The sequence below is a fragment of the Luteimonas endophytica genome (assembly GCF_029887875.1).
GTDB lineage: Bacteria > Pseudomonadota > Gammaproteobacteria > Xanthomonadales > Xanthomonadaceae > Luteimonas > Luteimonas endophytica.
Genome location: NZ_JARXRM010000017.1, coordinates 1 through 12,672, shown reverse-complemented (window position 1 = coordinate 12,672; position 12,672 = coordinate 1). Strand labels below are relative to the sequence as shown.

The following is a 12,672-nucleotide window of genomic DNA, read 5'->3' as shown; positions in this document are numbered from 1 at the left end:
GCGGGACTGCGCTGCCTCCGGAGGGACCTGCCCGGCCATCCATGGCCGGGCGCTCGCGCGGGCAGCGCGGCAGTGCCGCGCTAGCGCGCCCGCGCTCCCCCCTTCAGGTTGGCCTTCTTGAGGAGGCTCTCGTACTGGTGCGACATCAGGTGCGCCTGGATCTGGGCGATGAAGTCCATCACCACGATCACCACGATCAGCAGCGAGGTGCCGCCGAAGTAGAACGAGGTGCCCAGCTCGGCACGCATGAATTCCGGCAACAGGCAGACGATCACCAGGTACAGCGCACCGGCCGCGGTCAGCCGCGTCAGCACTCCGTCGACATAGTCGGCGGTCGCCTTGCCGGGACGGATGCCGGGGATCAGCGCGCCCGACTTCTTCAGGTTGTCGGCGGTTTCCTGGCTGTTGAACACCAGTGCCGTGTAGAAGAACGCGAAGCCCGCGATCAGCCCGCCGTAGAGCAGGATGTACAGCGGCTCGCCGGGCGACAGCGCCTGGGCGGCCCGCTGCAGCCACAGCGCCGAACCGGCCTGGCCGAACCAGGTGGACACGGTGGCCGGGAACATGATGATCGACGAGGCGAAGATCGCGGGGATCACGCCCGCCATGTTGAGCTTGAGCGGCAGGAAGGAAGTCTGGTTCATGTACGCGTTGCGTCCGCCCTGGCGACGCGCGTAGTTGACCGTGATCCGGCGCTGCCCGCGCTCGACGAACACCACGAAGAAGATGAAGGCGAGCACGATCACGCCGATCAGGATCACCGCGATCGGGCTGATGTCGCCGTTGCGCGCCTGCTCCAGCGTGCTGAACACCGCGCTCGGCAGCCCGGCGACGATGCCGGCGAAGATGATCAGCGACACGCCGTTGCCGACGCCGCGCTCGGTCACCTGCTCGCCCAGCCACACCAGGAACATGGTGCCGGCGGTCAGTGCGACGATGGCGGTCAGGACGAAACCGATGCCCGGCGCGTACACCACCTGGATGCCGTTGCTGGCGCCCGAGCCCTGCAGTGCCACGGCGATGCCCGCCGACTGGAAGATCGCCAGCGGGATCGCACCGATCCGGGACCACTGGGTGATCTTGCGGCGGCCGGACTCGCCCTCCTTCTGGATCGCCTTCAGGCTCGGCACGATCTGCACCATCAGCTGCATGACGATCGAGGCGGAGATGTAGGGGATCACGTTCAACGCGAAGAGGCTGAAGCGCTCGAGGGCTCCGCCCGAGAACATGTTGAACATGTCCACGATCGTTCCCTGCTGCTGCTCCATCAGACGCAGCATGGCCTCCGGATTGACGCCCGGCACCGGGATGTAGCAGCCGATGCGGTAGACCAGCAGCGCACCGAGCACGAACAGCAGGCGCTGGCGCAGCTCGGTGAACTTGCCCAGCCCCGAACCGACCCCGCCCATAGCGCTACCGCTGCGTGACATTGACTGCTCCGATGTGACGATCTATCCGCACGCCCAAGAACCTTTCGCTTGTATGACAATGACCGCCATCCATGGCGCGGCTTCAGCGGCTCCGGGCCGTCCGGCATGGCGCGGCGGGCCGCCCCAGCTTACGCCGGCTCGCCCTCGACGGTGCCGCCCGCGGCCTCGATCGCCGCGCGCGCGCCGGCGGTGGCCAGCACGCCCTTTAGGACGAGCTTCTTGCTGATCTCGCCCTTCTTGACGATCTTGGCGCGCTTGGCCGTGGACGGGACCAGCTTGGCCGCGCGCAGCGCGGCGAAGTCGATCTCGCCCTCGAGCCGGTCCAGCTGGTACAGCATGACCTCGGCGGTGTCGTTCTTGAGCTTCGAGCGGAAGCCGATCTTCGGCAGCCGCATGTGCATGGGCATCTGGCCGCCCTCGAAGCCGGCCTTGATCTTGCCCTTGCCCGAGCGCGCGAACGAGCCCTTGTGGCCGCGCCCGGCGGTCTTGCCCAGGCCCGAGCCGATGCCGCGGCCGACGCGGGTGCGCTCCTTGCGGGCGCCGTCGGCGGGCTTGAGTGTGTTCATACGCATGGCGATTACTCCTCGACCCGGACCAGGTAATGGACCTTGTTGATCAGGCCGCGGACCTGCGGGCTGTCCTTCAGTTCGCGGACGTCGTTGAGCTTGTTGAGGCCCAGCGCCTTCACCGACAACCGGTGGCGCGCCTGGGTTCCCCGCAGGCCCTTGACCAGGCGCACCTTGACGGTGCCGCCGGCGGTTTCGTTCTTAGCCATGGAGCACGTCCTCCACCTTCTTGCCCCGCTTGGCGGCGATCTTGCCCGGGGAGTGCATCGACTCCAGGCCCCGCACCGTGGCGCGGACCAGGTTGATGGGGTTGCGCGAACCGACCGCCTTGGCCAGGACATCCTTGACGCCGACGGCCTCGAGCACGGCGCGCATCGCGCCACCGGCGATCACCCCGGTGCCCTCGGACGCCGGCTGCATGAACACGCGGGCCGCGCCGTGGCCGGCCTTGACCGTATGCCACAGGGTGCCGCCATTGAGCTCGACGCTGCTCATGTTCTTGCGGGCGTACTCCATCGACTTCTGGATCGCCACCGGCACCTCGCGCGCCTTGCCGTAGCCGAAGCCGACCTTGCCGTTGCCGTCGCCCACCACCGTCAGCGCGGTGAAGGTGAACTGGCGGCCGCCCTTGACGGTCTTGCTGACGCGGTTGACCGCGATCAGCTTCTCGACCATGCCGTCGTCCATTTCCTCGCGGTCGCGATTGCGGTCGCGCCCTCGGGATTCGCGTTGCTCTGCCATTGCGGTATCTCTGCTAGTTGAGGGAATTTGCGGCGTGGCCGCTTATGGTTGTGGTGTGTCGCGGGTGTTTCGCGGCGACGGACTAATCGTCGCTGCGCCCGATGCGGCCCGCATCGGCGGGGAAAGCGGTCTCCGGAAGCGGATGGCGGGCGCCGCGCTTCCGGGAACCGGCCGTGATCAGAACTGCAGCCCGCCCTCGCGCGCGGCCTCGGCCAGCGCCTTGACGCGGCCGTGGTAGCGGTAGCCGGAACGATCGAAGGCGACCTTCTCGACGCCCGCGGCCCTGGCCTTCTCGGCGATGGCGCGGCCGACCTTGGCGGCGGCCTCGATGTTCTTGTTGCTCTTCAGGCCGTCGCGCACGTCGGCCTGGGTGGTGCTGGCGGCCGCCAGCACCTTGGAACCGTCGGCGCTGAACAGCTGCGCGTAAACGTGCTGGCCGGTACGCAGCACCGACAGGCGCGGCGTGCCGATGTCGCGGATGCGCGCGCGGGTCGACTTTGCGCGGCGCAGACGGGCGTTCTTCTTGTCCATGGTCTTTCTCCGAGGCGGATCGACGAACTACGCCTTCTTGGCCTCTTTGCGGATGATGTTTTCGCCGGCGTACTTCACGCCCTTGCCCTTGTAGGGCTCGGGCGGACGATAGCCGCGGATCTTGGCGGCGACCTGGCCGACGCGCTGCTTGTCGGCGCCGCTGACCACGATCTCGGTCTGGGTCGGCGTGGTGATGCTGATCCCGTCGGGCGTGGCGAACACCACCGGGTGCGAGAAGCCCAGCGACAGGTTCAGGTCCTTGCCCTGCATCGAGGCGCGGTAGCCCACGCCGACCAGCTCGAGCTTGCGCTCGAAGCCCTCGGACACGCCCTGCACCATGTTGGCCAGGATGGCGCGAAGGGTGCCGGTGATGGCCATGTGCTCGGGCTCACGCGGCGCGAGCACCGCGGTGCCGTCCTCGACGGAGATGTCGACCCCTTCCGGACGCGCGATCGACAGCGTGCCCTTCGGGCCCTTGGCGCTCACGGAGTCGGCCTGGATGTTCAGTTCGACGCCCTTGGGAAGGGCGATCGGCTTCTTGGCGACGCGAGACATGCGGCGTACTCCTTAGGCCACGAAGCACAGGACCTCGCCGCCGACGCCCTGCTGGCGCGCCTGCGAATCGGTCATGATGCCCTTCGAGGTGGAAATGATGGCGATGCCCAGGCCGTTGAGGACCTTGGGCAGTTCGTCCTTGCCGCGGTACTGGCGCAGGCCCGAGCGCGAAACGCGCTTGAGGTTCTCGATCACCGGACGGCCTTCGTAGTACTTCAGCTCGATCTCGAGTTCGGCCTTGGGGCCGTTCTCGGTCACGCGCCAGTCGCCGATGTAGCCCTCGTCCTTGAGCACCTTGGCGATGGCGGCCTTGGTCCTGGACGAAGGCATCTTCACGCCTGGCTTGCCGACGGCGGCCGCATTGCGGATGCGGACCAGCATGTCGGCGATGGGATCAGTCATGCTCATTGTGTGGAACCTTCTGAGTGCACCGATATCCGCGGGATTGCGAATTCGTTTGAGAGCCGTGATTGGTGATTCTGGATTGGTGATTCGAAAGAGCAATGTCGCTCCCGGCGATCACGAACCACGATTCACCGCATTTTTTCTACCAGGAAGCCTTGCGCAGACCCGGAACGTCGCCGCGCATGGTCGCCTCGCGCAGCTTGTTGCGGCCGAGGCCGAACTTGCTGTACACCGCGCGCGGGCGGCCGGTCATGGCGCAGCGGGTGGTCTGGCGCGCCGGCGACGAGTCGCGCGGAAGCTTCTGCAGACGGACCGCAGCCTCCATCCTCTCGTCGTAGCTCGCCGTCTCGCTGCTGATGATCTTCTTCAGCTCTTCGCGCTTGGCGGCGTACTTCTTCGCCAGCTTGGCCCGCTTGATCTCGCGGTTGACCATGGAGGTCTTAGCCATGTGTGAATCCTCAGTTGCGGAACGGGAAGCGGAAGGCTTCGAGCAGGGCCCTGGCCTCGGCATCCGTCTTCGCGGTGGTGGTGATGGCGATGTCCATGCCGCGGATCGCGTCGACCTGGTCGAAGTCGATCTCCGGGAAGATGATCTGCTCCTTCACGCCCATGTTGTAGTTGCCGCGGCCGTCGAACGAACGGCCCGACACGCCACGGAAGTCGCGCACGCGCGGCAGCGAGACGTTGACCAGGCGGTCGAGGAACTCGTACATGCGGTTGCGGCGCAGCGTGACCTTGCAGCCGATCGGCCAGCCGTCGCGGATCTTGAACGACGCCACGGAAACGCGCGACTTGGTGACCTGAGGCTTCTGGCCGGCGATCTTGGCCATGTCGGCGGTGGCGTTCTCGAGGATCTTCTTGTTGGCCGCCGCCTCGCCCACGCCCATGTTGAGCGTGATCTTGGTCAGCTTCGGCACCTGCATCGGATTGGTGTAGCCGAACTGCTTCATCAGCTTCGGCACCACTTCGTCCTTGTAGAACTGTTCCAGACGGGTCATTTCAGCATTCCTCAGGCGTCGACCGCCTCACCGCTGGAGCGGAACACCCGGATCCGGCGTCCATCCTCCAGCACCTTGGTACCGATGCGCTCGCCCTTGCCCGAGGCAGGGTTGAACGGCATCACGTTGGACACATGGATCGGCGCCTCGCGCTCGATCACGCCGCCCGGCTGGTTGGCCTGCGGATTGGGCTTGGTGTGGCGCTTGACGATGTTGATGTTCGACACGACCACCTTGTCGCCGAGCACGCGCACCACGTCGCCCTTCTTGCCCTTGTCCTTGCCGGCGACCACGATGACCTGGTCGCCCTTCTTGATTCGCTTTGCCATTTGTCTGTCCTCCGCGCTCAGAGCACTTCAGGCGCGAGCGAGACGATCTTCATGAACTTCTCGGACCGCAGTTCGCGCGTCACCGGCCCGAAGATGCGGGTCCCGATCGGCTCGTGCTTGTTGTTCAGAAGCACCGCAGCGTTGCCGTCGAAACGGATCAGCGAGCCGTCCGGACGGCGCACGCCCTTGCGGGTGCGCACCACCACGGCGTTGTAGACCTCGCCCTTCTTCACCTTGCCGCGCGGGATCGCATCCTTGATCGACACCTTGATGATGTCGCCGATCGCGGCGTAACGGCGCTTGGAGCCGCCGAGCACCTTGATGCACATCACTTCCTTGGCGCCGGAGTTGTCCGCCACGTCGAGGTGGCTTTGCATCTGGATCATGTTCGGCGCTCCTCGTTATTCGGCCGCACGCGTGACGATTTCGACCACGCGCCAGTTCTTGGTCTTGGACATCGGCGCGATCTCGACCATCCGCACCATGTCGCCCTCGTTGCAGGCGTTGTCGGCGTCGTGGGCGTGCAGCTTGGTCGAGCGGCGGATGTACTTGCCGTACAGCGCATGCTTGACCTGCCGCTCCACCAGCACGGTCACGGTCTTGTCCATCTTGTTGCTGACGACGCGGCCTTCGACCGTGCGCAGCTTCTTTTCGGCCTGGTTCATATCGGCGGTGTTCTCGGTCATGTCGGCCGTCCTCACTTCTTCTGGCCGAGCAGGGTGTTGACGCGCGCGATCTCGCGGCGCACCCGGCGGGCCTCGTGGGTCTTGGCGAGCTGCCCGGTGGCCTTCTGCATGCGCAGCGAGAACTGCTCCTTGTGCAGATCCGCCAGGTGGGCCTGGAGGTCGTCCCCCGACTTCTCGCGGAGTTCCTTGATCGTAGCCATCAGCGCACCGTCCGGGTCACGAATTGGGTGGTGACCGAGAGCTTGGCGGCGGCCAGGCGGAACGCCTCGCGCGCGGTCGCCTCGTCGATGCCCTCGATCTCGTAGATCATCCGGCCGGGCTGGATCTGGGCGACCCAGAACTCCACGTTGCCCTTGCCCGAGCCCATGCGGACCTCGATCGGCTTCTTGGTGATCGGCTTGTCGGGGAACACCCGGATCCACATCTTGCCGCCGCGCTTGACGTGGCGGCTGATGCTGCGGCGGCCGGCCTCGATCTGGCGCGCGGTCAGCTGCCCGGTCTGCGTCGCGCGCAGCCCGTACTCGCCGAAGCTCACGAGGTTGCCGTTCCAGGCCAGGCCCTCGTTGCGGCCCTTGTGCATCTTCCGGTACTTGGTTCGCTTGGGTTGCAGCATGACTTAGTCCCTCGCCTCGCGATCACGGTCGCGGCGCGGACCGCGCGGGCGCTCGTTGCGCTCGCCGCGATCGCCACGCGGCGAATCGTCCTGTTTCTCCTGGCCCACCTGGCTGAAATCGAAGATCTCGCCCTTGTAGATCCAGGTCTTGATGCCGATGATCCCGTAGGTCGTCTTGGCCTCGGCGAAGCCGTAGTCGACGTCGGCGCGCAGCGTATGCAGGGGCACCCGGCCCTCGCGGTACCACTCCGAGCGCGCGATCTCGGCGCCGTTGAGGCGGCCGGCCACGTTCACCTTGATGCCCAGCGCGCCCAGGCGCATCGCGTTGCCGACCGCGCGCTTCATCGCGCGGCGGAACATGATGCGGCGCTCGAGCTGCTGCGCGATCGACTCGGCGACCAGCTGCGCGTCGAGTTCCGGCTTGCGCACCTCGGTGACGTTGATGTGCGCCGGGACCCCCATCATGTCGCTGACCTCGCGGCGCAGCTTCTCGATGTCCTCGCCGCGCTTGCCGATCACCACGCCCGGGCGGGCGGTGTGGATGGTCACCCGCGCGGTCTTGTTGGGCCGCTCGATCATGATCTTCGAGATGCCGGCCTGCGCTAGCTTCTTGCGCAGCATCTCGCGGACCTTCAGGTCGGCGGCCAGATAGCCGGCGTATTCCTTCTTGCCGGCATACCACTTGGAGTTCCAGTCCTTGGAGATGCCGAGCCGGATACCGGTGGGATGAACTTTATGACCCATGGTTACTTGCCCTTTCCGGTGGATTCGCCCACCACCACCGTGATGTGGCTGGTGCGCTTGAGGATGCGGGTGCCGCGGCCCTTGGCGCGCGCCATGAAGCGCTTCAGCGTCGGGCCCTCGTCGACCATGATGCTGGTGACCGAAAGCTCGTCGACGTCCGCACCCTGGTTGTTCTCGGCGTTTGCGATCGCCGACTCGACCACCTTGCGGATCATGTGGGCGGCCTTCTTGTCGGAGAAGCGCAGCAGGTTCACGGCGCGCTCGGCCGAAAGCCCGCGCACCTGGTCGGCGACGAGCCGGGCCTTCTGCGGGGAGATGCGTGCGGTACGCAGGACCGCCCTGGCGCCATTCTGGTTGCTCATGGTCGTCATCTCCTTAACGCGACTTCTTGTCGCCGCTGTGACCCTTGAACGTGCGGGTCAGGGCGAACTCGCCGAGCTTGTGGCCGACCATGTTCTCGTTGACCAGCACCGGGATGTGGTTCTTGCCGTTGTGCACGGCGATGGTGTAGCCCACCATCTCCGGCAGGATCATCGAGCGGCGCGACCAGGTCTTGATCGGACGCTTGCTGGTGCCGGCGGTCTCGATCTTCTTGATCAGATGATGATCGACGAACGGACCTTTCTTCAGGGAACGTGCCATAGCCAATTAGCTCCTGCGGTCGCGCACGATGAACTGCTGGGTGCGCTTGTTCTTGCGGGTCTTGTAGCCCTTGGTCGGCACGCCCCAGGGCGTGACCGGGTGCGGGTTGCCCTGGCCGGCGCGGGCTTCGCCGCCGCCGTGCGGATGGTCGACCGGGTTCATCGCCGCGCCGCGGACGGTCGGCTTGATGCCGCGCCAGCGCTTGGCGCCGGCCTTGCCCAGCTTCTCCAGGTTGTGCTCGACGTTGCCGACCTCGCCGATCGTGGCGCGGCACTCGGCCGGCACCCGGCGCATCTCGCCGGAGCGCAGGCGCAGCGTGGCGTAGCCCTGCTCGCGCGCGACCAGCTGCACCGAGGCGCCCGCGGCGCGCGCGATCTGCGCGCCTTTGCCGGGCTTCATCTCGATGCAGTGCACCGTCGATCCGACCGGGATGTTGCGCAGCGGCAGCGTGTTGCCGGCCTTGATCGGTGCATCGGAGCCCGCGATCACCCGGTCGCCGGCCTTCAGGCCCTTCGGCGCGATGATGTAGCGGCGCTCGCCATCGACGTAGCACAGCAGGGCGATGTGGGCGGTGCGGTTGGGATCGTATTCGATCCGCTCCACGCGCGCCGGGATGCCTTCCTTGTTGCGCTTGAAGTCGATGATCCGGTAGTGCTGCTTGTGCCCACCGCCGATGTGGCGGGTGGTGATGCGGCCGTGGTGGTTGCGGCCGCCGGTCTTGCCCTGCTTCTCGACCAGCGCGGCGTGCGGGGCGCCCTTGTGCAGCTCGGGCGTCACCACGCGGACCGCGGAACGGCGGCCGGCTGAGGTGGGCTTGAATTTCATCAATGGCATGGGACTGGATCCTGTTCAGTGAAGTCCTGCGGGCAGGGCTTCGTCAGACCTTGGCCGTCATCACGTCGATCGACTGGCCTTCGGCCAGCTTCACGTACGCCTTGCGCCAGTCGCCGCGACGGCCGCTGCGGAAGCGGAAGGACTTGTTCTTGCCCTTCACGTTCAGCACGTTGACCGCCTCGACCTTGACGTCGAAGAGCTTTTCGATCGCAGCCTTGATATCGGCCTTGGTCGCGTCCTTCGACACCTCGAACGCATATTGGTTGGAGAGCTCCTGCAGGCGCGCGGTCTTCTCGGACACGCGCGGCGCGCGGATAACCTCGTAGAGCTTGGCCTCGTTCATGCCAGCCACTCCTCGATCTTCTTGACCGCGTCAGCGGTGATCAGCACGGTGTCGGACGACACCAGCGCAACCGGGTCCAGCCCCTGAACGTCGCGGACCTGCACGTAGGGCAGATTGCGCGCCGACAGGTACAGGTGCTCGGAAGCCTCCTCGGTCACGATCAGCGGCCGCTGGCCGAGGTCGAACTCCTTGAGCCGGGCGACCAGACCGCTGGTCTTGGTCTCGCCGACGTCGAACGCGTCCACGACCTTGAGACGGCCCTGGCGGTTGAGCTCGGAGAGGATCGCCGCCATCGCGGCGCGATACATCTTGCGATTGACCTTCTGCTCGAAGCTGCGCGGCTTGGCCGCGAAGGTCACGCCGCCGCCCACGAAGATCGGCGCGGTCAGCGCGCCGTGGCGGGCGCCGCCGCCCTTCTGCCGCTTCGACTTCTTGGTGGTGCCGTTGACCTCGGAGCGGGTCTTCTGCGCCTTGGTACCGGCACGGCCGGCGTTGCGGTAGGCGACGACGACCTGGTGGACCAGGTCCTCGCTGAACTCGCGACCGAAGACCGCGTCGGACACCGACAGCTTCTCGCTGCTGTTGTTGATAGCCAGTTCCATCGTGGTCTCCTTAACCCTTGCTCGCCGGACGCACGATGACGTCGCCGCCCGGGGCGCCGGGCACCGCGCCCTTCACCGCGATCAGGCCGCGCTCGGCGTCGACGCGCACCACCTCGAGGTTCTGGGTGCTCTGGTTCTTCGCGCCCATGTGGCCGGACATCTTCTTGCCGGGGAACACGCGGCCGGGCGTCTGGCGCTGGCCGATCGAGCCGGGCGAGCGGTGCGACAGCGAGTTGCCGTGCGTCGCGTCGCCCATCTTGAAGTTCCAGCGCTTGATCGTGCCCTGGAAGCCCTTGCCCTTGGTCACGCCCTGGACGTCGACGATCTGGCCGACCTCGAAGATGTCGGCCTTGATCTCGCCACCGACCTGGAACTCGGCGAGCCGGTCGTCGGCCACGCGGAACTCCCACAGGCCGCGGCCCGGCTCCACCTTGGCCTTGGCCAGGTGCCCGGCGGCAGGCTTGGTGAGCAGCGAGGCGCGACGCGCGCCGACCGTCACCTGCACCGCGCTGTAGCCGTCGGTGTCGGTGGTCTTCAACTGGGTGATGCGGTTGGGAGTCGCCTCGATCAGGGTCACCGGCACGGACTGACCGTCCTCGGTGAACACCCGGCTCATGCCGGCCTTGCGGCCGACGATTCCCAACGAATGCTTCTTCGCGGTCATGGTCCGGGCCCTCAGGTCAGCTTGATCTGGACGTCGACGCCGGCCGCCAGCTCGAGCTTCATCAGCGCGTCCACGGTCTTGTCGTTGGGGTCGACGATGTCGAGCACGCGCTTGTGCGTGCGGGTCTCGTACTGGTCGCGCGCGTCCTTGTCGACGTGCGGCGAGGTCAGGATGGTGTAGCGTTCGATCTTGGTGGGCAACGGGATCGGGCCGCGCACCTGGGCGCCGGTCCGCTTGGCCGTTTCGACGATCTCGCTTGCCGAACGGTCGATCAGGCGATGATCGAACGCTTTCAGCCGGATCCGGATCTTTTGGTCCGCCATGACGGAATTCCTTGATTGAAAGAGCGACAGGCCCTGCGGCTGGGTGCGCAAAACCTCGTGGAATCAACGACTTCCCGGATCGATGACGCCGACCCGGCAGTTTCCCTCGAAAAAACGAAGGCAGGCCGGTCACCCGGCCCGCCCAGACGGAGAACTGCAAGCGCGACGAAATGCCCCTGCCGATGATGTCCCGAACCATTTCGGGACGACCGGGGCGCTGCCGCGCGACATTTTCCCTGTCTGGCGAAAACGAGGCGCCTCCTGCGCCTCATTTCGCGGTTCCGCGGGGCCGCCGAAGGCGCCCCGCGAAGTGGTCGATCATTATAGAGAGTCGGCCGGCCTGAATGCAACACCCCGATCCGCTCCCTGGCGCCCTGGACCCCCACCGACGAGGCCAGGCGCCTGGGCGCCGCGGCCGGGCTCCCGGCCTGCGATCCGGCGAGCCCGCGCGCCTAACGGCGCACGGGACCGGGCGTCACTTCAGGATCTTCGCCACCACCCCGGCGCCGACCGTGCGGCCGCCCTCGCGGATCGCGAAGCGCAGACCATCGTCCATCGCCACCGGGTTGATCAGCTCCACCACCATCTTCACGTTGTCGCCCGGCATCACCATCTCGGTGCCCTCCGGCAGCGTCACCGCGCCGGTGATGTCCGTGGTCCGGAAGTAGAACTGCGGCCGGTAGCCCTTGAAGAACGGCGTGTGGCGACCGCCCTCGTCCTTCGACAGCACGTACACCTCCGCCTCGAACTGCGTGTGCGGGGTGATCGAGCCCGGCTTGGCCAGCACCTGCCCGCGCTCCACGTCGTCGCGCTTGGTGCCGCGCAGCAGCAGACCCGCGTTGTCGCCCGCCTGGCCCTGGTCCAGCAGCTTGCGGAACATCTCCACGCCCGTCACCGTCGTCTTCTGGGTCGGACGGATTCCCACGATCTCGATCTCGTCGCCGACCTTGATCACGCCGCGCTCGATCCGACCGGTCACCACCGTGCCGCGGCCCGAGATCGAGAACACGTCCTCGACCGGCATCAGGAACGGCTTGTCGATGTCGCGCTCCGGCTCCGGGATCCAGCTGTCCAGCGCCTCCACCAGCTTGATGATCGCCGGCACCCCGATGTCGCTCTGGTCGCCTTCCAGCGCCTTGAGCGCCGAACCGTGGATGATCGGCGTGTCGTCGCCCGGGAACTCGTACTTCGACAGCAGCTCCCGCACCTCCATCTCCACCAGCTCCAGCAGCTCGGCGTCGTCCACCATGTCCGCCTTGTTCAGGAAGACCACGATGTACGGCACGCCCACCTGCCGCGCCAGCAGGATGTGCTCGCGGGTCTGCGGCATCGGGCCGTCAGCCGCCGAACACACCAGGATCGCGCCGTCCATCTGCGCCGCACCCGTGATCATGTTCTTCACGTAGTCCGCGTGGCCCGGGCAGTCCACGTGCGCGTAGTGACGGTTCGGGCTCTCGTACTCCACGTGCGCCGTCGAGATCGTGATCCCGCGCGCCTTCTCCTCCGGCGCCGCGTCGATCGCGTCGTAGGCCTTGAACTCGCCGCCGAAACGCTCCGCGCCGATCTTCGTCAGCGCCGCCGTCAGCGTCGTCTTGCCGTGGTCCACGTGACCGATCGTGCCCACGTTCACGTGGGGCTTGGTGCGCTCGAACTTACCCTTGGCCAT

At 66.7% G+C, this 12,672-nt stretch carries 23 protein-coding genes; all 23 read right to left on the bottom strand.

Features of this window, described 5'->3' with window-relative positions; translation table 11 throughout:
• Nucleotides 1-80: 80 nt before the first annotated feature.
• A complete protein-coding gene (secY, locus tag QFW77_RS03720) occupies nt 81-1,409 on the bottom strand; it encodes a preprotein translocase subunit SecY (RefSeq protein WP_425603261.1) in 1,329 nt (442 codons plus the stop codon).
• 149 nt (nt 1,410-1,558) lie between these two features.
• Nucleotides 1,559-2,002, bottom strand: coding sequence for a 50S ribosomal protein L15 (rplO, locus tag QFW77_RS03715; RefSeq protein ID WP_425603259.1), 444 nt, complete (start codon nt 2,000-2,002; stop codon nt 1,559-1,561).
• Nucleotides 2,003-2,007: 5 nt separating this feature from the next.
• Nucleotides 2,008-2,205, bottom strand: coding sequence for a 50S ribosomal protein L30 (gene rpmD / locus QFW77_RS03710; protein WP_280572950.1), 198 nt, complete (start codon nt 2,203-2,205; stop codon nt 2,008-2,010).
• Entirely contained in the window at nt 2,198-2,737 is a 540-nt protein-coding gene (rpsE, locus tag QFW77_RS03705; RefSeq protein ID WP_280572949.1) for a 30S ribosomal protein S5, read from the bottom strand. Before rpsE ends, rpmD begins: the two co-directional genes overlap by 8 nt.
• A gap of 177 nt (nt 2,738-2,914) precedes the next feature.
• On the bottom strand, nt 2,915-3,268 hold the full coding sequence (rplR, locus tag QFW77_RS03700; RefSeq protein ID WP_280572947.1) for a 50S ribosomal protein L18: 354 nt from the start codon (nt 3,266-3,268) through the stop codon (nt 2,915-2,917).
• Between the two features lie 27 nt (nt 3,269-3,295).
• Nucleotides 3,296-3,823 (bottom strand): 50S ribosomal protein L6, encoded by a 528-nt coding sequence (gene rplF, locus QFW77_RS03695; RefSeq protein WP_280572946.1) that lies wholly within the window; start codon nt 3,821-3,823, stop codon nt 3,296-3,298.
• A 12-nt stretch (nt 3,824-3,835) separates the two neighbouring features.
• Nucleotides 3,836-4,231 (bottom strand): 30S ribosomal protein S8, encoded by a 396-nt coding sequence (rpsH, locus tag QFW77_RS03690; RefSeq protein ID WP_280572945.1) that lies wholly within the window; start codon nt 4,229-4,231, stop codon nt 3,836-3,838.
• Nucleotides 4,232-4,370: 139 nt separating this feature from the next.
• Nucleotides 4,371-4,676 (bottom strand): 30S ribosomal protein S14, encoded by a 306-nt coding sequence (rpsN, locus tag QFW77_RS03685; protein ID WP_280572944.1) that lies wholly within the window; start codon nt 4,674-4,676, stop codon nt 4,371-4,373.
• A gap of 10 nt (nt 4,677-4,686) precedes the next feature.
• The gene (gene rplE, locus QFW77_RS03680) at nt 4,687-5,226 is read right to left on the bottom strand and encodes a 50S ribosomal protein L5 (protein ID WP_280572943.1); all 540 of its coding nucleotides are present in this window, start codon (nt 5,224-5,226) and stop codon (nt 4,687-4,689) included.
• A gap of 11 nt (nt 5,227-5,237) precedes the next feature.
• On the bottom strand, nt 5,238-5,555 hold the full coding sequence (gene rplX / locus QFW77_RS03675) for a 50S ribosomal protein L24 (protein WP_280572942.1): 318 nt from the start codon (nt 5,553-5,555) through the stop codon (nt 5,238-5,240).
• A 17-nt stretch (nt 5,556-5,572) separates the two neighbouring features.
• Nucleotides 5,573-5,941, bottom strand: a complete 369-nt coding sequence (rplN, locus tag QFW77_RS03670) for a 50S ribosomal protein L14 (protein WP_058835375.1) — start codon at nt 5,939-5,941, stop codon at nt 5,573-5,575.
• 15 nt (nt 5,942-5,956) lie between these two features.
• Entirely contained in the window at nt 5,957-6,220 is a 264-nt protein-coding gene (gene rpsQ / locus QFW77_RS03665) for a 30S ribosomal protein S17 (RefSeq protein ID WP_425603260.1), read from the bottom strand.
• A 32-nt stretch (nt 6,221-6,252) separates the two neighbouring features.
• Nucleotides 6,253-6,441: a 50S ribosomal protein L29 gene (rpmC, locus tag QFW77_RS03660; protein WP_280572940.1), complete on the bottom strand. Its 189-nt coding sequence runs from the start codon at nt 6,439-6,441 to the stop codon at nt 6,253-6,255.
• Nucleotides 6,441-6,854 (bottom strand): 50S ribosomal protein L16, encoded by a 414-nt coding sequence (gene rplP, locus QFW77_RS03655; protein WP_280572939.1) that lies wholly within the window; start codon nt 6,852-6,854, stop codon nt 6,441-6,443. The genes rpmC and rplP overlap by 1 nt, the downstream gene beginning before the upstream one ends.
• Nucleotides 6,855-6,857: 3 nt before the next feature.
• A complete protein-coding gene (gene rpsC, locus QFW77_RS03650; protein ID WP_280572938.1) occupies nt 6,858-7,598 on the bottom strand; it encodes a 30S ribosomal protein S3 in 741 nt (246 codons plus the stop codon).
• 2 nt (nt 7,599-7,600) lie between these two features.
• The gene (gene rplV / locus QFW77_RS03645) at nt 7,601-7,960 is read right to left on the bottom strand and encodes a 50S ribosomal protein L22 (protein ID WP_280572937.1); all 360 of its coding nucleotides are present in this window, start codon (nt 7,958-7,960) and stop codon (nt 7,601-7,603) included.
• A 13-nt stretch (nt 7,961-7,973) separates the two neighbouring features.
• Nucleotides 7,974-8,240 carry a 30S ribosomal protein S19 gene (rpsS, locus tag QFW77_RS03640; protein WP_280572936.1) on the bottom strand — a complete coding sequence of 89 codons (267 nt, stop codon included), beginning with the start codon at nt 8,238-8,240 and terminating at the stop codon, nt 7,974-7,976.
• Between the two features lie 6 nt (nt 8,241-8,246).
• Nucleotides 8,247-9,074, bottom strand: coding sequence for a 50S ribosomal protein L2 (gene rplB, locus QFW77_RS03635; protein WP_280572935.1), 828 nt, complete (start codon nt 9,072-9,074; stop codon nt 8,247-8,249).
• 43 nt (nt 9,075-9,117) lie between these two features.
• A complete protein-coding gene (gene rplW, locus QFW77_RS03630; RefSeq protein ID WP_280572934.1) occupies nt 9,118-9,417 on the bottom strand; it encodes a 50S ribosomal protein L23 in 300 nt (99 codons plus the stop codon).
• Nucleotides 9,414-10,019: a 50S ribosomal protein L4 gene (gene rplD / locus QFW77_RS03625; RefSeq protein WP_280572933.1), complete on the bottom strand. Its 606-nt coding sequence runs from the start codon at nt 10,017-10,019 to the stop codon at nt 9,414-9,416. Before rplD ends, rplW begins: the two co-directional genes overlap by 4 nt.
• 10 nt (nt 10,020-10,029) lie before the next feature.
• Nucleotides 10,030-10,683: a 50S ribosomal protein L3 gene (rplC, locus tag QFW77_RS03620; RefSeq protein ID WP_280572932.1), complete on the bottom strand. Its 654-nt coding sequence runs from the start codon at nt 10,681-10,683 to the stop codon at nt 10,030-10,032.
• A gap of 11 nt (nt 10,684-10,694) precedes the next feature.
• Nucleotides 10,695-11,006: a 30S ribosomal protein S10 gene (rpsJ, locus tag QFW77_RS03615; protein WP_024891232.1), complete on the bottom strand. Its 312-nt coding sequence runs from the start codon at nt 11,004-11,006 to the stop codon at nt 10,695-10,697.
• A 475-nt stretch (nt 11,007-11,481) separates the two neighbouring features.
• Complete coding sequence (tuf, locus tag QFW77_RS03610; protein WP_280572930.1) at nt 11,482-12,672, bottom strand: elongation factor Tu; 1,191 nt, start codon at nt 12,670-12,672, stop codon at nt 11,482-11,484.